This window comes from Janthinobacterium breve, from assembly GCF_051380895.1.
In the GTDB taxonomy this organism is placed as follows: domain Bacteria; phylum Pseudomonadota; class Gammaproteobacteria; order Burkholderiales; family Burkholderiaceae_D; genus Janthinobacterium.
Map to the genome: position 1 here is coordinate 208609 of NZ_JBNYXY010000009.1, position 20515 is coordinate 229123.

Annotated in this window: 14 protein-coding genes; 12 read left to right on the top strand and 2 right to left on the bottom strand. The window is 63.5% G+C overall.

Annotation, left to right across the window (positions count from 1 at the left end; translation table 11 throughout):
- Positions 1-63: 63 nt before the first annotated feature.
- Positions 64-525, bottom strand: coding sequence for an RrF2 family transcriptional regulator (locus tag ACQ4W0_RS19320; RefSeq protein WP_436578216.1), 462 nt, complete (start codon positions 523-525; stop codon positions 64-66).
- A gap of 354 nt (positions 526-879) precedes the next feature.
- On the opposite strand from ACQ4W0_RS19320, the gene ppc reads away from it, so the two are divergent.
- The 12 genes from ppc to ACQ4W0_RS19380 all read left to right on the top strand — a co-directional run bounded on the left by ppc (position 880) and on the right by ACQ4W0_RS19380 (position 18631).
- Positions 880-3633, top strand: a complete 2754-nt coding sequence (gene ppc, locus ACQ4W0_RS19325; RefSeq protein WP_436578217.1) for a phosphoenolpyruvate carboxylase — start codon at positions 880-882, stop codon at positions 3631-3633.
- Positions 3634-3665: 32 nt separating this feature from the next.
- Positions 3666-4676: a type I glyceraldehyde-3-phosphate dehydrogenase gene (gene gap / locus ACQ4W0_RS19330; protein ID WP_436578218.1), complete on the top strand. Its 1011-nt coding sequence runs from the start codon at positions 3666-3668 to the stop codon at positions 4674-4676.
- 87 nt (positions 4677-4763) lie between these two features.
- Positions 4764-6224 (top strand): pyruvate kinase, encoded by a 1461-nt coding sequence (pyk, locus tag ACQ4W0_RS19335; protein ID WP_436578219.1) that lies wholly within the window; start codon positions 4764-4766, stop codon positions 6222-6224.
- Positions 6225-6551: 327 nt separating this feature from the next.
- Complete coding sequence (locus tag ACQ4W0_RS19340; RefSeq protein WP_436578220.1) at positions 6552-6962, top strand: hypothetical protein; 411 nt, start codon at positions 6552-6554, stop codon at positions 6960-6962.
- Positions 6963-7001: 39 nt separating this feature from the next.
- The gene (locus tag ACQ4W0_RS19345) at positions 7002-7769 is read left to right on the top strand and encodes an NYN domain-containing protein (RefSeq protein WP_436578221.1); all 768 of its coding nucleotides are present in this window, start codon (positions 7002-7004) and stop codon (positions 7767-7769) included.
- 190 nt (positions 7770-7959) lie between these two features.
- On the top strand, positions 7960-8466 hold the full coding sequence (locus ACQ4W0_RS19350) for a sigma-70 family RNA polymerase sigma factor (protein ID WP_436578222.1): 507 nt from the start codon (positions 7960-7962) through the stop codon (positions 8464-8466).
- Positions 8463-9428, top strand: a complete 966-nt coding sequence (locus ACQ4W0_RS19355) for a FecR domain-containing protein (RefSeq protein WP_436578223.1) — start codon at positions 8463-8465, stop codon at positions 9426-9428. The genes ACQ4W0_RS19350 and ACQ4W0_RS19355 overlap by 4 nt, the downstream gene beginning before the upstream one ends.
- A 136-nt stretch (positions 9429-9564) precedes the next feature.
- A complete protein-coding gene (locus ACQ4W0_RS19360) occupies positions 9565-12024 on the top strand; it encodes a TonB-dependent siderophore receptor (RefSeq protein ID WP_436578224.1) in 2460 nt (819 codons plus the stop codon).
- A 74-nt stretch (positions 12025-12098) separates the two neighbouring features.
- The gene (locus tag ACQ4W0_RS19365) at positions 12099-12467 is read left to right on the top strand and encodes a hypothetical protein (protein ID WP_436578225.1); all 369 of its coding nucleotides are present in this window, start codon (positions 12099-12101) and stop codon (positions 12465-12467) included.
- Positions 12468-13031: 564 nt separating this feature from the next.
- Positions 13032-16745 (top strand): PAS domain S-box protein, encoded by a 3714-nt coding sequence (locus tag ACQ4W0_RS19370; RefSeq protein WP_436578226.1) that lies wholly within the window; start codon positions 13032-13034, stop codon positions 16743-16745.
- 13 nt (positions 16746-16758) lie between these two features.
- A complete protein-coding gene (locus tag ACQ4W0_RS19375) occupies positions 16759-17754 on the top strand; it encodes a response regulator (protein ID WP_436578227.1) in 996 nt (331 codons plus the stop codon).
- A 61-nt stretch (positions 17755-17815) separates the two neighbouring features.
- The gene (locus tag ACQ4W0_RS19380) at positions 17816-18631 is read left to right on the top strand and encodes an aminoglycoside phosphotransferase family protein (RefSeq protein ID WP_436578228.1); all 816 of its coding nucleotides are present in this window, start codon (positions 17816-17818) and stop codon (positions 18629-18631) included.
- Between the two features lie 6 nt (positions 18632-18637).
- Here the strand turns inward: ACQ4W0_RS19380 and ACQ4W0_RS19385 are convergent, their stop codons facing one another.
- Positions 18638-20506 carry an esterase/lipase family protein gene (locus tag ACQ4W0_RS19385; RefSeq protein WP_436578229.1) on the bottom strand — a complete coding sequence of 623 codons (1869 nt, stop codon included), beginning with the start codon at positions 20504-20506 and terminating at the stop codon, positions 18638-18640.
- Between the last annotated feature and the right edge of the window lie 9 nt (positions 20507-20515).

The following is a 20515-nucleotide window of genomic DNA, read 5'->3' on the forward strand; positions in this document are numbered from 1 at the left end:
TGCTGCAGGAAACAATGCCCGGCTTGCCGGGCATTGTTGTTTTTAGCGCACGGTGTAACGCGCTTACTTGGCCAGATGCAGGGGAATCACGCCCGCTGCCGCCGCTGCCGCCGGTGTATTGCCTGCGGGCTCAAGGATGGTTGCCAGGGTCACCGTGTCGAGCACGGCCAGGAAGGCGCCAGTGGCCTGACCCAGCTTGGCTTTCAACAGGCAATCCGGCGTCAGCGGGCAAGTGTTGTTTTCCTTGTTAAAACATTCCGCCATGAAAAAATCGTTTTCCGTCTCGCGCACCACCGTGCCGATATTGATCTCGGCCGGGTCGCGCGCAAGGCGCAAGCCGCCGTTGCGTCCACGCACCGTTTCCACAATGCCTGACAGGCCCAGTTGGTGCACCACCTTCATCAGGTGATTCTTCGAGATGGTATGCAGGTCGGCAATGTCCTGGATGGTCACGAGCCGGTCGCGGTGCACGCCTAAATACATCAGGGTGCGCAGGGTGTAGTCGGTATAGGCAGTCAGTCGCATGGGGTTCACTTATAAAGATGTGGATTACATCCTTGTTTCATCCGCCAGCATACAGGAGAGTGCCTGGCCATCGCCACCGCCATGTGACTTGCACCGTCACTTTTCAGTCTGGAAAGACAAATTTGGTTGCCTTTCACTTAAATGCGTAGTAAATTTTCATATTGTTGCCCTGATAAACAGCTTGCAAGCCCTTTGTGACCCTTTTGACGTGGATTTTATTGATGAAAATCAAGAGGATGGTGAGACAATAAGGTAAATTTACTACAAAATGGATGATGGGCGTTTCCCGGGCCGGGAAGCGCGTACTACGCAATCTGTGCGGTGCCGCCGTGGCCGCCCCAGGAAATGAATACCATGCAAATGAATGAAGTGAAAGACGAGCTGCTGAGCAGCGATATCCGCCAGTTGGGCCGTCTGCTGGGCGACGCCATCCGCAACCACCTGGGCGACCCCGCCTTTGAACGCATCGAGCATGTGCGTCAGCTGGCCATCCGTTTCCGCCGCGACAATGATGAAGTGGCGCGCGCGCAGCTGTCGGACGCCTTGCAAGCGCTGTCGCAGGAAGAAACCACGCAATTGACGCGCGCTTTCAGCTATTTCTCGCTGCTGGCCAATATTGCAGAAGACCAACATCACATTCGCCGCACGCGCGCCCATTTGATCGCCGGTTCGCCGCCGCGCCAAGGTAGCCTCAGCCATGCCGTCGGCAATGTGTTCGACGCGGGCAAGGCCGATGCGCTGGAAACGTTCTTTGAAGATGCGTTTGTCAGCCCCGTCTTCACGGCGCATCCGACGGAAGTGCAGCGCAAGAGCATCCAGAATTGCCAGATGGCCATCGCGCGCCTGTTGAGCGAGCGCGACCGCGTGCAAATGACGCCGGAAGAGACCGAGCAAAACGAAGAAGCGCTGGGCCGCGGCATCGTTACCCTGTGGCAAACGCGTTTGTTGCGCACCAGCAAACTGTCCGTCATGGATGAAGTGGCCAATGGCCTGTCGTTCTACGACCACACCATCTTGCGCGAATTGCCGAAATTGTATTCCTCGCTGGAAACCATGCTGGCCCAGCGCGATGCCCGCTGGGAAGATGCGGAATTGCCCAATTTCATGAAGGTGGGCAGCTGGATCGGCGGCGACCGCGATGGTAACCCCTTCGTCACGGCCGAAATCCTGCGCAGCACCCTGCAGACGCAGGCCGACAAGGTGCTCGATTTTTACCTCGGTGAATTGCGCAAGCTCGCTTCGCAACTGTCATTGGCGCAAATCTTGAACGCGTGCAGCGAGCCGCTGCGCGCGCTGGCCGAACGTTCGGCCGATGCCTCGCCGCACCGGGTCGACGAGCCGTACCGCCGCGCCCTGCACGGCATCCATGCGCGCCTGGATGCGACGCGCATCGCCTTGTGCGGCAAGGGCAAGCAAGCCGACGGCGTGCAGCCTTACGCTGCCGCGTTTGAACTGCTGGCCGACCTCGACGTGGTCCAGCATTCGCTGGTCAGCAATGGCTTGCGCGCGCTGGCGCGTGGCCGGCTGCGCCAGCTGCGCCGCGCCGTCAAGGTCTTCGGCTTTTCGCTGGCGCCGCTGGACTTGCGCCAGAATTCCGACGTGCACGAGCGCGTCGTGGGCGAACTGTTCGCCGGCGCCCAGCCGGGCCTCGTGTATCTGGACCTCGATGAAGAGCAGCGCATCGCCGTGCTGCTGGCCGAACTGGAGTCGCCACGCCTGCTGACGTCGCCGTATGCACAGTACTCCGAGGAAACCACCTCCGAACTCGACATCTTCCGCGCCGTGCGCGCAGCCCATGTCAAATATGGCCGTGAATCGGTGCCGAACTGCATCATCTCTAAGGCTGCCAGCGTGTCGGACTTGCTGGAGGTGGCCTTGCTGCTGAAGGAAGTGGGCTTGCTGCGCCAGGACAGCCGCGAAGTGGACGTCAACATCATTCCCCTGTTCGAGACCATCGACGACTTGCGCGCCGGCCCCGCCATCATGACGCGCGCGTTTGGCTTGCCGTTCTACCGGGGTTTGCTGGCGTCGCGCGCTGACCAGCAGGAAGTCATGCTCGGCTACTCGGACAGCAACAAGGACGGCGGCTTCCTCACCTCCGGCTGGGAACTCTACAAGGCCGAGATCGAGCTGGTGACCGTGTTCAAGGAATACCAGATCAAGCTGCGTCTGTTCCACGGCCGCGGCGGTTCCGTCGGACGTGGTGGCGGCCCCAGCTACGAAGCCATCCTGGCCCAGCCAGCGGGCGCCGTGCAGGGACAAATCCGTTTGACGGAGCAGGGCGAAGTCATCACGGCCAAGTATGCGAACCCGGAAGTGGGGCGCCGCAACCTGGAAGTGCTGGTGGCTGCCACCATCCAGTCGACCCTGCTGCCGCAGGCACAGCTGCAACCGAAGGCCTCGGCCGGCGCGGGCCATCTGGCCGCGATGGAAGAGCTGTCCGGCACGGCCCTGAACGCCTACCGCGACCTCGTGTACGGCACGGACGGCTTCGAGCAGTATTTCTGGGAATCGACGGTGATCGCGGAAATCGCTGCGCTGAATATCGGCAGCCGTCCCGCCTCGCGCAAGAAATCCACGTCCATCGAGGATTTGCGCGCCATTCCCTGGGTCTTGAGCTGGGCGCAATGCCGTTTGATGCTGCCGGGCTGGTTCGGCTTTGGTTCCGCCGTGCAAGCCTACCTGGCCGCCCATCCGACGGACGGTGCGGACGTGCTGCGCGACATGTACACGGATTGGCCCTTCTTCACGTCCTTGCTGTCAAACATGGATATGGTCCTGGCCAAGAGCGACATCGCCATTGCCGGCAAGTATGCGGAACTGGTCAAGGACAAGGCCTTGCGCGAGGCTATCTTTACCCGCATCCGCGCCGAATACGCGGCCACCCTGGACGCCTTGAAGCTGATCACGGGCCAGGAAGAGTTGCAGCAAGCCAACCCGCTTATGCAGCGCTCGATACGCAACCGTTTTCCGTACATCGACCCGCTGAATCACGTGCAGGTGGAGCTGTTGAAACGTTTCCGTGAGGGTAAGCAGGATGCGGCGGCGCGCACGGGCATCCATTTGTCGATCAACGGCATCGCCGCGGGCTTGCGCAATAGCGGCTAATTGATTCATTCAAACAATATCAAGGAGACAGCATGACCATCAAAGTTGCCATCAATGGCTATGGCCGCATCGGCCGCAACGTCTTGCGCGCGTTTTATGAAGGCGGCAAGCAGCAGGATATCGAAATCGTCGCCATCAACGACCTGGGCGATGCCAAGTCGAATGCGCATTTGACGCGCTACGACACGGTGCACGGCAAGTTCCCCGGCGTCGTCACCATCGACGGCGACAATATGATCGTCAATGGCGACCGCATCCGCGTCTTCGCGCAGCGCGACCCGGCCCTGATACCCTGGGGCGAACTGGGCGTGGACGTGGTGCTCGAATGCACAGGTTTCTTCACCACCAAGGAAAAAGCGTCGGCCCACCTGAAGGGGGGAGCAAAGAAAGTCATCATTTCCGCGCCAGGCGGCAAGGATGTGGACGCCACCATCGTGTTTGGCGTCAACCAGCACGTGCTGAAGGCATCGGACACGGTCATCTCGAATGCCTCGTGCACGACGAATTGCCTGGCGCCACTGGTAAAACCGCTCAACGACGCCATCGGCATCGAATCGGGTCTGATGACCACCGTGCACGCCTACACGAACGACCAGGTGTTGTCCGACGTGATGCATGAAGACTTGCGCCGCGCCCGTTCGGCCACGCATTCGATGATCCCCACCAAGACGGGCGCGGCGGCCGCTGTCGGCCTCGTCTTGCCGGAACTGAATGGCAAGCTGGACGGTTTCGCCATCCGCGTGCCGACGATTAACGTGTCGCTGGTCGACCTGTCCTTCATCGCCAAGCGCGACACCACGGTCGAAGAAGTCAACGCCTTGCTGAAAGCGGCGTCGGAAGGCGCGCTGAAGGGCATCCTCACTTACCAGACGGAACTGCTCGTTTCCATCGACTTCAACCACAACCCGGCGTCGTCGAACTTCGATTCGACCCTGACCAAGGTCTCGGGCCGCCTCGTGAAGGTGTCGTCGTGGTACGACAACGAGTGGGGCTTCTCGAACCGCATGTTGGACACCACGGTCGCCCTGATGGCGGCCAAGTAAGAACGTAGTACCGCTGATCCAGCGCACCAGGACGGCCGGCCCACAAGGCTGGCCCTTGTAGCAACTCATTATAGAAAGCAGCACACCATGACCATGCAAGTACAGCAACGCGCTACCAAGATCGTTTCCACCATCGGCCCCGCTTCGAACGATATCGATACCCTGGTCCGCATGTTCAAGGCCGGCGTCGACGTCGTGCGCTTGAACTTTTCGCATGGCAAGGCGCAAGACCATATCGACCGCGCCCGCATGGTGCGCGAAGCGGCAGCCCTGTGCGGCCGCGAAGTGGCCATCATGGCTGACTTGCAAGGTCCAAAGATTCGCGTCGGCAAGTTTGAAGAAGGCAAGATTTTCCTGGAAAACGGCGCTTCCTTCATCCTCGACGCGAAGTGGGGCGAAAACGGCGAACTGGGCAATCTGGAACGTTGCGGCCTCGACTACAAGGAATTGCCGCGCGACTTGCGCACGGCCGACGTGCTGTTGCTCAACGACGGCCTCATTGTCTTGACGGTGGACAAGGTCATCGGCAGCGAAATCCACACGACAGTGAAAATCGGCGGCGAATTGTCGAACAACAAGGGCATCAACCGCCAGGGCGGCGGCTTGTCGGCCCCGGCCCTGACGGCGAAAGACATGGAAGACGTGAAAACGGCGATGAGCTTTCAGGCCGATTACGTGGCCGTGTCCTTCCCGAAAAACGCTACCGACATGGTGATGGCGCGCCAGCTGGCCAATATCGCCGGCGAAGCGTGGGACCACAAGCCGATGATGATCGCCAAGATCGAACGCGCGGAAGCCATTCCCGCGCTGCAAGAAATCCTCGACGCGTCCGACGGCATCATGGTGGCGCGTGGCGACCTGGCCGTGGAAGTGGGCAATGCGGCCGTGCCAGCCTTGCAAAAACGCATGATCAAGATGGCGCGCGCGTCGAACAAACTGGCCATTACTGCCACGCAGATGATGGAATCGATGATCGTCAACGCCGTGCCGACGCGCGCGGAAGTGTCGGACGTGGCCAATGCCGTGCTCGATGGCACGGACGCCGTCATGACGTCGGCGGAAACGGCTTCGGGCCGCTATCCGATTGAAACGGTGGAAGCCATGGCCGCCATCTGCCTGGACGCGGAAAAGTGGGATACCTGCAAGCTGGACGCCGATTTCCTCAACGCCACGTTCTCGCGCATCGACCAGTCGATTGCCTACGGCGCCCTGTTTACGGCCCACCACCTGCGCGTGAAAGCCATTGCCACCTTGACGGAATCGGGTTCCACGGCACTGTGGATGAGCCGTTGCAACATCGATATCCCCATCGTCGCGCTGACCCCGAGTGTAGGGACGCGCCGCAAGCTGGCCCTGTACCGCAACGTCAGCACCCTGGAATTGACGTCCGGCACGGACCGCGACAAGGTCTTGCAGCAGGCGGAAGACTTGCTGCTGGAACATAAGGTCGTGACCAAGGGCGACACCGTCGTGCTGACCTGGGGCGAGCCGATGGGCAAGGTTGGCGGCACGAACGCGCTGAAAATCATGAAGATCGGCCAGCACTGACCGATGAGAGGCGAACGTCCGGTCTGCCGGACGTTCGCCACCTTAGCCACCTTAGCCACCTTAGCCACCTTAGCCACCTTAGCCACCTTAGCCACCTTAGCCACCTTAGCCACCTTAGTCACATTACCCGCTCCAGGTGACCGGACGCGGCCGGCCCTGATCCTGCCCGTCCCGGGCGCCCTTGCGCATACCTGCTTGTTCTTTGACATCAATCATGGCCCATAGTCCCGGCGGCTTTGCCACGCCCGTGGCCGGCCAACTGGCGCTATCGGCTCCCGCGTGAGAAGATAGGTACTTTCCCATTTGGCAATTGAAAGAACCGTCAAGATGAAACCCGGATTTGCTGCTGTATTGATGGTCGTGCTGGCGTGCCCGGTCCAGTCCAGGGCGCAGGACGCTTCATGTGATGCAGACGACAGAGCGGCCGTGACATCGCTCGATGCACTTCCTGCCAAGGTTCAGGACTTGCTGGGGCGCGCCAGGCCGGGCATCGCGGGCATCGCGGACATCGGCGGAAAATTCAATCCGACGGACGTTATCCTCGATCAGACCGTGCCGATGCGCAGGCTGATTGGCGGTGTCGCAGGCCATCGTTGTATCTGGCTGACCGTCGAATACGGCGGCGTGGGCCACTATGAAAAAAAACTGGAATACCGCTTGATTGCGAATAGCTGGATGCAGGTAAAGGGGGCGAATGCGGAATGGGCGCCAGCCGTCTTGCCGCCTGCGATACGCTGATGCCGATACCGCCGCCCACCGGCTCTTTCAGGAGTGATTGTGAAACCCAATGACATGCGCATCGCCTTGTTGATCGATTGCGATAACGTGAGCAGCAGCGCCGTGGAAGGCGTCCTTGCCGAGCTGGCCAAACATGGCACCGTCAATGTGCGGCATGCGCATGGCGACTGGAAGAGCAGCTATCTGAGCGGCTGGGTAGAAAAACTCCACCCGAATGCCATCCGCCCCTTGCAGCAGTTCGCGTACACCAGCGGCAAGAACGCGACGGACGCCGCGATGATCATCGACGCGATGGACTTGTTGTACAGCAAGAATGTCGACGGCTTCGCCTTGATGACGAGCGACAGCGATTTCACGCCGCTGGCCATGCGCATCCTGGAGAGCGGCTTGCCCGTCTTCGGCTTCGGCGAACGCAAAACGCCTTTGGCCTTCGTGCAGGCATGTTCGCAGTTCATCTACATTGAAAACCTGGTGCCTACGACGCAAGTGGCAGCGGGGCAGGCAGCTGCCGAGCCCGTTCGCGACGGCACCTTGAGCGAGGATCCCGTCTTGACGCAGCTGTTGCTCAATGCCGTGAGCCAGACATCCGAGATCGACGGCTGGTCGCATTTGAGCAAGGTAGGCAAGTACGTGTCCAACACCAGTTCCTTTTCGCCTATCAATTACGGCTACAAGAAACTCAGTGAAGTCTTGCGCGCGAGCGGCATGTTCGATATCGAGATGCGCAGCGATAACACCGCGATGTATGTCAAGCCCAGCATCGTCCGGCCGGCGCCGGCGGCAGCGAAGCCCGCGCAAAAACGTTAAGCCAGCGTTGAGGCAGGCAATGTACCGCCAGGCGCAACGCTGAAACAACAGTTTGCCAGGATGGACAGGCTCCGGCATTGACGCGGGCGCGCAGTGTTTGCGATAATGAGAATTATTCTTAGTTGGATGGCGTGGTCTACCCGATTATTGCAAACCCTCCACCTTGCCGCTTGCAGCGCAGGAGTCCGTCGTGAACATTGCGCAGTCCAGCGAGTCGATAGCAGGCATCTACAGCAGCCACCACGGCTGGCTGATGCGCTGGCTGCGCGCCAAGCTGCAGTGCGCCGACCATGCGGCCGACCTGGCGCAGGATACCTTCGTGCGCCTGCTGACGGCGCCCCAGGATGGCCGCCAGCCCCTGCACGAACCGCGCGCCTATCTGACGACCGTGGCGCAGCGCTTGCTGATCGACCATTACCGGCGCCTGTCGCTGGAGCAGGCGTGGCTGGAAACCCTGGCGCAGCAGCCCGATCTGCTGATGCAGTCGCCGGAAGAGCGTTTGCTGGTGCGCGAAGCCTTGCAGCGCATCGATGCCATGCTCGATGGCTTGCCGCCGCTGGTGCGCAGCGCCTTCCTGCTGGCGCATGTCGACGGCCTTGCTTACGGGGAAATTGCCCGGCGCCTGGCCGTGAGCGAGCGCAGCATCAAGCGCTACATGGTGCAGGCGTTTGAGCGCTGCATCCTGCTGATCCTGTGAGCGCCATCGATCCCCGCGCCGCCCGCGCGGCGGCGCAATGGCTGGTGCGTTTGCACGGTGGCGCCTTGAACCCCGACGAGCAGCAAGCGTTCCAGGCCTGGCGTGCCAGCGATCCCGCGCACGAAACGGCGTGGAAGCGGGCCGAGCTGGTGTGCAGCACCCTGGCCAGCGTGCCGCCCGCGCTGCGCCAGACGGCGGACGCGGCGCCGCAGTCGCCGCAGCGGCGTGCCGTGCTCTACGGCCTGGCCGGACTGATCGCGGCTGGGCCGGTGCTGTGGCTGGCCAGCCAGTCGGCACCCTGGCAGGCGTGGCGCGCCGGCATCCGCACGGCCAGAGGCGAAATGCGCCACATGACATTACCTGATGGCACGCAACTGGCGCTCAATACGGACACGGCCATCGACGTGCATTACGGCGCGGCGGAGCGGCTGCTCGTGCTGCATGCGGGGGAAATCCACGTCGGCACGGCGCACGACGGGGCCGTGCCGGCGCGACCGTTTCTTGTGCGCAGCAGCAATGGCGCCGTGCGCGCGCTGGGCACGCACTTCAGCGTGCGCCAGGGCGGCAGCGTGCTGGCGCCGCGCACGCAGGTGAGCGTCAGCGAAGGCGCCGTCGAGATCCAGCCATCGCAGGCGCCCGAGGCCTTGCGCAGGGTCGATGCGGGTCGGCAGGGCAGTTTCGACGGTCATGCCGTTTCTGCCTTGACGCCGCTGGCGCCGCACGCTGCCGGCTGGCTGCGGGGCGTGCTGATCGCCGAGCGCATGCCGCTGGGCGAGGTGCTCGAACAGGTGGCGCGCTATCGCTACGGCGTGCTGCGCTGCGATCCGGCGCTGGCCACCATGCCCGTGGACGGCATCTTCCAGCTGAACGACCCGGACAACATCCTGCTCTTGCTGCAGCGCTCCTTGCCGATCCGGCTGGCGCGCCGCACGCGCTACTGGATCAGTGTCGAGGCCGCCTGAAGCAAAATTTTCCGTTTGCCTGTCCCTTTTTTCAGATTGCTCCGTCATACAAGGTAGAGAACGAACAATCCGAACCATCGAAAGGGCTTACATGGCTTTGCAGCACCGCATCCTTGCACCATTTTCTTCAGCGCGAATGACGCTCCATCCGACTACGGGCGCCGTGCGCGCCGCGCTGGTCCTGCTCCTCGCCTTGGGCGCCGCCGGCACCGGTGTGCCGCAGGCCGCGCTGGCTGCCGAGTCCAGCCCGGCCGCCAACGTGCGCGACTACAATATTCCTGCCGGCAGCCTGCGCGGCGCGCTGGCGTCGTTTGCCATCGCGGCCGGCGTCAACCTGTCCACCCAGGGCGTGGCGCTCGACGGCATGGCGACGCCAGGCTTGCAGGGCCGCCATGGCGTCGCGGCCGGCTTGCAAAAACTGCTGCAAGGCAGCGGTTTGGAAGTGACGGATGGTGGCAATGGCAATTACTTGTTGCGTAAAATCAATATCAGTACGGCTGATGGCGGCCTGGACAGCATGCCCGCCGTGGTCGTCAGCGCCGAGGCGGACCGCGCCACGGAAGGCACGGGTTTATACACGTCGAGGAATCTGTCGACGGCCACGGGCTTGAACCTGTCGCAGCGCCACACGCCGCAAACGGTCAGCGTCATTTCGCGCCAGCAAATGGAAGATTTTGATTTGACTACCTTGCAGGATGTGGCGCGCGCCACGCCCGGCCTGTATGGCAAGACGCAAGGCGTGTCCGACCAGGAAACCACGTATTTTGCCCGTGGCTTCGCCTTGAGCCACGTCAACGTGGATGGCTTGCCGCTGGATGTCACGGGTTTCAATGAGCGCAACGTCTCCGCCGACATGCTGATGTACGACCGCGTGGAAGTGGTGCGCGGCGCTACGGGCCTGATGGAAGGGGCGGGCGCGCCGTCGGGCAGCATCAACATGATACGCAAGCGCCCCACGGCCACGCCCTTGCTGAACGCGTCCGCGCACCTGGGCAGCTGGAAGGACCGGCAATTGACGGTCGACGCCAGCAATGCCCTGAACGCCTCGGGCAGCGTGCGCGGGCGCGTGGCGGCCAGCTGGCGCGACAGCGACAGCTTTGTCGACGTGGTCAACAACACCAACGGCACCGTGTATGCGATCGTGGAAGCGGACCTGACGCCGTCGACCACGGCCGGCATCGGCTTTTCGCGCCAGCACAGCCGCACGGATGGCGTGTTCGTCGGCTTGCCCACGTTTGCCGACGGCCGCCACATGGACTTGCCACGCTCGACTTTCCTGAATAATGCCGATTCTTTCCAGAAACGCGACAACAACGTCGTCTTCGCCGACCTGGAAACGCAGCTGGAGAAGGGCTGGCGCAGCCGATTCGCCATCACGCACATCGATGCCTCGTCGAGCACGCGCAACACCACCAACAGCCGCATCGATGGCGAAACGTATCTGCTGGAACAGTCGGAAACGGGTTGGAAGTACAACACGCAACAAGTGGTGGCCGACTGGCGCTTGAGTGGCCCCGTCACCTGGTTCGGCCGCCAGCATGACGTCATCGTTGGCGCCAGCTACCGCCATGACGATTCGGACGCTGGCCAGAGCTGGGAAGGTGCGGGGAAGCGCGTGATCGATCTCCGACACTGGAATCCCCGTGCCTACCGCATGAATGGCGCGCCGTTCGAGCCCTACAACTGGGGCCGCAAGACGGACGAGAAGGGCATTTATGCGGCCGGCAACTTCAGCCTGGCCGATCCGCTGCGCTTGGTGCTGGGCGGGCGCTTCGGATGGTATGCGCAGGATGTCACGGGCTGGTATGCCACCAATCCCACCTGGCGCCGCGACCTGACGGAAAACGCCAAGTTCACGCCGTATGCGGGCCTGGTCTACGACCTGGACCAGCATCACTCCGTGTATGCGAGCGGCACGCAGATCTTCCAGCCGCAAAGCGTGCTCGATGTGCGCGGCAATACCTTGCCTCCTTTGAGCGGCACCAACCTGGAAGTAGGCGTGAAGGGCGAGTATTTCGGCGGCAGGCTCAATGCCAGCGGCGCCTTGTTCCGCATCAAACAAAACAACCGCGCCATGGCCGATGAAGTCAATTGCCCGACAGGCGGCGCCATCTATTGCGCCCGCGCGGCCGGACAAGTGCTGAGCGAAGGCGTCGATCTGCAATTGTCGGGCTCGCCTCTGCCGGGCTGGCAGATCGCGGGCGGCTACACCTATGTGCTGGCCAAGTACACGAAGGATAGCGTGGCCGCCAACATCGGCCAGCGCATCGCCACGGATGAACCGAAGCAATTGTTCAAGCTGTACACGACTGTGCAACTGAGCGGCAGCCTGGCGCGGTGGAATATGGGTGCCTCAGTGACTGCGCAGGACAAGATCTACCGCCGCGACAAGGCTTATCTGACGCAGCAGGGTGGCTACGCCATCGTCGGGCTGACGGCCGGCTACCGTCTCAGCGAGCAGCTGCAGCTGCGCGTAAATATCGACAACGTGCTCGACCGCCGCTACTACCAGGGACTCGGCTACTCCTGGTCGGGCGGGCTGGAACGATACGGCGCGCCGCGCAGCGTGCTGCTGTCCTTGAACTACAAGCTGTAGCTGCCGAGCCAGCGGAGCGCGCCCGAGAGGGCGCCTCTGCTACACTGCCGCCGTCCCCATTTTTTACTATTCCCATGTCCGCCACGCCTGTCCTGACGCCCCTGAAAAACGCTTTCCAGCAATCGCGCACCGAGAATAACATCGAGCTGATCCTGCCCGAACTGCTGGCCGCGCAATTGCACGTCGTCATCGGCGGGCAAAGCGAGCAGATCGACCTGTTCCTCGTGCCATCGCCCAATCCCGAGCGCCAGTGCGTGACGGTGGCGGAAGACCCGGCTTTCCTGGCCGGCATCGCGTTTCCCACGATTCCCGTGACGGGCGCGCAATTGGTCGCTTCGATTCCCCCCGAAATCGAAATCGTCCTCCTGCATGGCGATGGCGCCAATTACCTGACGCGCGAGCAACTGGCGTGGTTCCGTGGCATGCCGGTCCTGGCCACTTGAACGACCGGCCGGCGCTGCCAATAAAGGCGCGCGCAATGAATACGCTTTGCGCCAGCAGCGGATGCAGCGGCCCAGGCGGTGCTGGTCGCTGTGCCAGATCAAGGACGAACTCAGCCGCCACAGTAGACTGGCCGGCATCCCTGTCAGCGAGACGACAGGCTCGATCAGCCAGCAATCCGCGGCCATCCGTGCGCGCTGGCCGCAGGCGTAGGCGGGCGATTGTCGCATCGCCGCCGCAATAACTATTATTTTTGATAACTGTATTGCTGAAGTCCTATGAATATTTTTTCAAAGCAACTATACTCATGGCTCTTTAAAAAAATCATCGTCACGCTGGCGGCCAGCTATCCGCGCCAGAGTTCGTACGTATTCCGCTTCTTCTCTCTGAACGAGCACCTTTCCCCCGCGCGGCAGACGTGGGCGTGATGACCGAGTCTTGCCCTGGTCGACTGCTACCGTTGTCATTTTCGCTGTGTTGCCGCTTTGCTAAAAAGCCTGGCGCCGGCGCGCGGTGCGCAGTCATGTTTAGCGACGTTAGGTTTAACTCTCTTATGCCACGACAGTATGTTTAGTTCCATCTTCGCCGTCTCGACCGATACCATGCCGTACATTTATGGCACGCACAATGTCGGGCTGGTGCTGTTTTCCATCGGCATCGCCATCTTTGCCTCGTTCATGGCCCTGCAGATCGCCGGCATGGCGCGCAGCAGCGAGCGCGGCTTCCAGCGCCAGACAGCCATCATCACGGGCGCCATCGCATTGGGCGGCGGCATCTGGTCGATGCACTTCATCGGCATGCTGGCCTTCGACATTTGCACGCGCGTGTCCTTCGAGCCCAGCCTGACCTTGCTGTCCATGCTGCCAGGCGTGGCCGCCTCGTGGGTGGCGCTGCACTTGCTGGCGCGTCCGAGCATCAACTGGCGGCAACTGGCGGTGGGCGGCGTGCTCGTCGGCGTGGGCATCGGTTCCATGCATTACAGCGGCATGGCCGCCATGCAGACTTCGCTGACCCTGCACTATGAGCCGTGGCTGTTCGCGCTGTCGCTGCTGGTGGCCGTCACCATGGCCATGCTGGCGCTGTGGATACGCTTTGGCCTGAGCGCCATGCGCCAGCGCCTCAGCCCGCTGGCGGCGCTGCTGGTCAGCAGTGTCGTCATGGGCATGGCCATTTCCGGCATGCATTACACGGGCATGCTGGCGGCGCGCTTTTCCGGCACGCCCACGGCAGGCGAGAACACGATTACCGTGCAAGCCTCGTTCGTAGCCCTGGCCGTGGCACTGATCACCGTCACCCTGACCGTCTTCGTGGCCGCCGCGAACGGCTTGCTGCGCTACCGCCAGCTGCTGCGCCACGCCAGCGTCAGCGAATCGCGCCTGCGCGCCATCGTCGATACGGCCGCCGATGGCCTGATCACCATCGATGGCCAGGGCAAGGTGCGCTCCTTCAATCCCGCAGCGGAAAGCCTGTTTGGCTGGCGCGAAGCGCAGATCGTGGGGCGCGACGCCAGCGTGCTGCTGCAGCCGGCCGACGCCGCCGAGTACGAGGGTTATCTGCGCGACTACCTGGAAACGGGCGCCTCGCGCATCCTCGACAGCGGACGCGAACTCGATGGCCGCCACAAGGATGGCGCGGTGCTGCCCATGCGCGTGGCGATCGGCAAGATCGACACGCCGGGCCAGCCCCTGTTCGTGGCCTTCGTGACGGACATGCGTTCCTCGCGCAGCATGGAGCAGGCGCTGAAGGACAGCGAGCGCCAGTACCGCACCTTGATCCGTAATATTCCCGGCGTGTCCTTCCACTGCAGCTTCGCGCCCGAATGGAAGATGATTTTCATCAGCGATGCCGTCTTCAACCTGACCGGCTGGATGCCGCAGGACTTCATCGAAGGGAGGGTCAGGCTGTTCGACCTCGTGCATCTGGACGACCGCCAGCGCGTCAACGAGACCTGCGTGCAGGCGGCCGGCGAAAAACGCGATTTCGAAAACGTCTACCGCCTGATCCACCGCGACGGGCGCGAGCGCTGGGTGCGCGAAAGCAGCGGCCCCGTGCTCGATAACGACGGCGTGGTGCGCTGGATCGACGGCGTCATCCTCGACATCACGGAAAGCGAATTGCGCAACGCCGAATACGAAGGCAAGGTGACGGCCATCTCGCGCGCGACGGCCGTCATCGAGTTCGACCTGCAAGGGCGCATCCTGGCGGCGAACCAGAACTTCCTCGACCTGGTCGGCTACCAGCTCGATGACGTGCTGGGCCTGCACCACAGCATCTTCTGCGAACCGGGTTATGTCACTTCGCCGGACTACATCGCGTTCTGGCAGCAGCTGGCGAATGGCCAGTTCAACACGGGCGAGTACAAGCGCATCGACAAACATGGTCAGGAAGTGTGGATACAGGCCTCGTACAACCCGATCTTCAACACGGACGGCAAGCCGTTCAAGGTAGTCAAGCTGGCCACCGACGTCAGCGAACGGCGCGCCATGCAGGAAAGCCTGCGCGCGGCGAAAGACCGCGCCGAGCTGGCCGCCGAATCGAAGACCAGCTTCCTGGCCAACATGAGCCATGAAATTCGCACGCCGATGAACGCCATCATCGGCTTTACGGAAGTGCTGCTGGGGACAGCCCTGGACAGCCTGCAGCGCCGCCATCTGGGCACGGTGCGCCAGTCGGCGCGTTCGCTGCTCGAACTGCTCAACGACATCCTCGACATGGCCAAGCTGGAAAAAGGCGCCACCGAGCTGGAACTGGTAGACTTTTCGCTGCCCGACCTGGTCGACCATGTGGCGGCCTCCCTGCGCATCACGGCGCAGGCGCGCGACCTGGTGCTGCATGTGGATGTCGATCCGGGCATGGGCCAGTTCTTCCTGGGCGACGCGCGCCGGGTGCAGCAGGTGCTGACGAATCTGATCGGCAACGCCGTCAAGTTCACCGAAGTGGGCCATGTGCGCGTGGCCGTCGGCATGCAGGGCGAACAGGTGCATATCGCCGTGCACGACACGGGCATCGGCATCCCCGCCGACCGCCTGGACAAGATCTTCGCCCCATTTACGCAAGCCGATTCTTCCATGAGCCGCCGCTTTGGCGGCACGGGCCTGGGTACGACGATTTCGCTGCAATTGGTCGAACTGATGGGGGGCACCATCACGGTGGAAAGCACCTTGGGCGTGGGTAGCGTGTTCCACGTGCTGCTGCCGCTGGCGCCGGGCAAGGCCGTGGCGCGCCGCAGCGAGCAGCCCGTGGTGGCCTTGCCGCCGCTGCGCATCCTGGCGGCCGACGACGTGCCGCAGAACGTGGAGCTGCTGCTGATCAGCCTGGGCGCGGCCGGCCACCAGGTAATCGCCGCCAGCGATGGCGAGAGCGCCGTGCGCGAGTTCAGCAAGGGCAGCTTCGATATCGTCCTGATGGACGTGCAGATGCCGCGCATGGATGGCTTGGAAGCGACGCGCCTGATCCGTGTGTACGAGCGCGAACAGGGCTTGAAGGCGACGCCCATCATCGCCCTGACGGCCAGCGTGCTGGAACAGGACCGGCGCGCCGCGCAGACGGCGGGCATGAACGGTTTTGCTTCGAAGCCGCTGGAGATGCACAAGCTGACGGCGGAAATCGCCCGCTTGCTCGATATCGCCGTGGCCATGCCGCCGCCTGCGTCCGGCGCGGCGGCGCGTGCGGCCGCCGGCCAGGTGGACTGGCAGCGCGGCATCGCCCTGTGGGGCGGCCGCGAGGCCTTGCAGCGGGCCATTGCGCGCTTCGTGCAGGCCAATGGCGATTGCGCCGCCATGCTGGCCGCGGAGCTGGAACGTGGCGGCAGTAGCGTGGCCGGCCACCTGCTGCACCGTATCAAGGGCGCGGCGGGCAACCTGTGCCTGGTGCAGGTCGAAAGCCTGCTGGGACGCATCGAGCAAGCGATTGCGCGCCAGCTGCCGGCGACCGAATTGCTGGTGCAACTGGCCGCCGCCTTCATGGCGCTGGCCGGCGAGCTGGAGGAGGGCGCCATGGCGCCGGCGACGCAGGACAACGCAACGCCTGATGCCGCCGCACCGCTCGATGCGTCCGCCGCCGGCGCTTTGCTTCGGCAAGCCATCGCCAGCCTGGAAGGCGGACAACTGGACGACGCCCTGATGGCGCAGATCGCCGCCATGCTGGCGCCGCACGGCCAGCAACAGCGCCTGCAGGCGCTGGCCAGCGCCATCGACGACTTTGAATTTGCGCGTGCCGCGGGCGTGCTGCGCCAGCTGCTGGCGTGGCTGGAAGCGCCGGTGCCAGCCGACCTTTCCTGATATTGGGCTAACGATGACCTTACACGAAGACAAACCGATCCTGCTGCTGGTGGACGACGAAGCGACGAATCTGCAGGTGCTGCGGCAGATATTGCAGGACGATTACCGCCTGCTGTACGCAAAGGATGGCGAGAAGGCGCTGGAACTGGCGCTGAACAATCCCGTCGAACTGATCCTGCTCGACATCATGATGCCCGCCATGACGGGTTACGAGGTGTGCCGCCAGCTCAAAGCCATGCCGGCCACTGCATCCATTCCCGTCATTTTTGTCACCGCCCTGTGCGACGTGAAGGACGAGGCGGACGGTTTTGACGCCGGAGCCGTCGACTACATCACCAAGCCCGTCAGCCCGCCCATCGTGCGCGCCCGCGTGCGCACGCACCTGTCGCTGGTCGACGCCGAGGAATTGCGCCGCTCGCGCCTGCAGGTGATCCAGACCCTGGGCCAGGCGGCCGAATACAAGGATAACGAGACGGGCATGCACGTCATCCGCATGAGCTATTACGCGCGCCAGCTGGCGCTGGCGGCCGGCTACAGCGCGGCGCATGCGGAAGACTTGCTCAACGCGGCGCCCATGCACGACGTTGGCAAGATCGGCATCCCCGACGCCATCCTGCAAAAGCCGGGCAAGCTCGATGCGGAAGAATGGAAGGTCATGCGCAGCCACGCGGAAATCGGCGCGGCCATCATCGGCGAGCACGCGGGCGGCCTGCTGAAAATGGCGCGTACCATCGCCCTGACGCACCACGAGAAATGGGATGGCAGCGGCTATCCGCAAGGCTTGAAAGGCGAGGAAATCCCGCACGAAGGCCGCATCGTCGCCATCGCCGACGTCTTCGACGCCCTCACCAGCGAACGCCCGTACAAGCCCGCCTGGACGGTGTCAGACGCGATCGCCACCATGCAGCGCGACAGCGGCACGCACTTCGACCCGCAGTTGCTGGCGCTGTTCGTGGAACACTTGCCGGCCATGCTGGAGATCAAGGACAAGTGGCGCGAGCCGGTGTGAACTGGCTACTCGCTGGCCTGTCGCTTATAGTGGCATCCTGACTGTCATCTCAGGATTGCCCATGGATTACCAGGACCGCCTTGCCGATTATCTTGGGCAATGGTCATTGCAAGCGGATGGCGCGCCCTTGCACACGCACACCGCATGCCTGTTGCCCGTGTTGCATGGTGGCCAGCCGGCCATGCTGAAGCTGTGGACTGGCGACGATGAGCGGCGCGCTGGCGCCGTGCTGCGTTGGTGGGATGGTGAGGGCGCCGTGCGCGTGCTGGCCGCCTCCACGAATGATGACGTCCTGCTGCTCGAACGGGCGATCGGTTCCTGTTCGCTGGCCACGCTGGCGCGCACGGGGGAGGCGGGCGACGGGGCGGCCACCCGCATCCTGTGCGTCGTGGCGGCACGCCTGCATGCGCCGCGGCCATCCTCGCCGCCTTTGCCTCCCTTGTCCGGCTGCTTTGCCGCGCTGGCAGCTGCCGCCGCGCACGGCGGCGTGTTTTCCGCATGCCATGCCGTGGCGCAGGATTTGCTGGCGGCGCCGCAGGACAGCGTCGTGCTGCATGGAGACCTGCATCATGCGAACGTGTTTGATGGCGGCGCGCGCGGCTGGCTGGCCATCGATCCGAAAGGCTATATAGGCGAGCGGGGTTTTGATTTCGCCAATATCCTGTGCAACCCGGATGCCGCGCTGGCCACTTGCCCGGGCCGTCTGGAGCGGCAGGTGGCGCTGATAGCCCATGAGGCGCGGCTCGATCCCGCGCGCTTGCTGGCGTGGATCGCCGCGTGGGCAGGCCTGTCGGCGGCGTGGCACCTGGAAGACGGCACGCCGCCGGAGACGGCGCTGGCTGTGGCCACCACCGCGTTGGCGGCCTTGCGGGCGTGATGGTGCCTAAGGCAGGCTGTCAGGCAACCGCAAAATCCGCCGTATCTCCAAAATCGCCTGCGGGCTTTCCTGCACGCTGTGCCACGAGGGGATGACTTTTTCCGACAGCGCGCCGTCGAGGTGGGCGCTGGCGTAGGGCACCACGCCGTCGCTCGATTCAAGCAGGGGCAGCTCCGGCGTGTCATTGCCCATGATGGAGTAGTAGCGCACTTTCGGGCTGATGGGCAGGTCCGCCACCAGGCGCACGAACGGGTCCTTGTCGCTGAGGTTATCGATGCTGTTGGGGATGCGCAGCGGTTCGCTGCTGCCCGTGTCGAGCTGCGCCAGGCTGCCGGCCGCGTCCGACAACTGGTCGAGCATGTTGATGGGTAAGGTGATCAGGTTGGCGATCCAGCGCGCCACCTTGTGGTTGGCGAACGAGGTGCCGCGGTGCGGCGCGGCGATGAAGATGGCGCGGTTTACCTGCGGCATGGCCGTAAAATTGAGGTAGGGCGCCAGCCCTGCGCGTACTTTTTCCGCCTTCTTGCCCTTCAAATTGTATTCTTCCGTGATGGCGTCGAGCAGGGTGTTGCTGGCGTCCGAGACCATCAGGCGCGCCAGCACGCCGCCCATGCTGTGGCCGATCAAGACCATGTCGTTCGCGGCGTCCGCCTTGGCCGAAGGGTCGAAATGCGCCAGCGTCGCGGTCAGCGCCTGGCGGATGGCTGCGTTATTCGCCGCCAGCGGCGCATTGCTGGGGTAGTACACCTGCCAGATCTGATAGCGCCGGCGCAACTGCTCGTCGCCCATCAGTTCATTTGCCACATTGATCCACGCTTCCGGGCTGCTGGCCAGGCCGTGCAGCATGACGATGGTGCGCTTGTTCGGGTCGTAGGGCTGCATCAGGTGCACCTGCGGGCGCGAAATGCCGTCGGCGCGGCCGAACAGGGTGCGCAGCGCCTGCACGCCGAAGCCGGAACGGGCCAGCCACAAGCCATAGCCGGCCGTGAAGTTGGCCGCCACGGGCAATTCCTGGCCCGCCATGCGCGTCGAGTCGCTGCGCGTCGGATCGACCAGCATCACCATCAACTTCTGCGTGGCCAATACCTCCTGCAGGCTGTTGCCGTCGAAGCGGATCAGCGCCGTGACGACGGGGAAGCGGGTTTCCTGGTAGGGCACATACTCGCCTTTCGATGCGCTTGGCTTGGGCATGACGGCGACCAGGTCTGCGCCGAAGCCGTCGCGCCGGTACACATTGCGCAGGCCGGAAAACGACAGCGAGGTGGCCGGCAGCAGTTCTTCGGGCAGGGTGCCGTCTTCGGGCAGGCGCAGGGCCGACAATTCGCTGTCGATCTGCCAGCCGGCGACGCGGATCACATGGCCGTCGGGACGATACTCGCCGCGGTGGCGGAACAGGTTGCCGACGGCTTTTTGCACGGCGTAGTTATAGTAGTCGCGGATCTGCGTCTGGCGTTCCTCGAAGGCGCGCTGGCCCGGCGTGCGCGTCGTGTAGAACAGGTAGGCATAGGCGTAGCGGGCCGATTCCAGCCAGGCGGCCAGCAATTCGGCGCTGGCATGGCCCCCTTGCTTCTCTTCTGCCAGGGCGCTTTCCAGCCACAATTCGGACAGCGTGGCCAGGCGCTGCTCGTCGCTGAGCAGATCGGAGCGGGCCAGGTCGGCGCGGCAGCCGCCCGTATTGGCTTCGCAAGCGGCGATGTCGCTGCCGATAATGCGCATCACTTCGCTGGCCGATGCACTCAGCTTGCCCGTGGTGAGGATGTCGCCGCGCCGCTGCTGCAGGTAGTCGGCCGGGGAAATCGCGCTGACGGTGACGGCGGCGCAGCCGCCCAGCAGCGCCGCGGCGCACAGGAGGGCGCCCAGGCGCAGTCGCCGCATCAGCGTGGC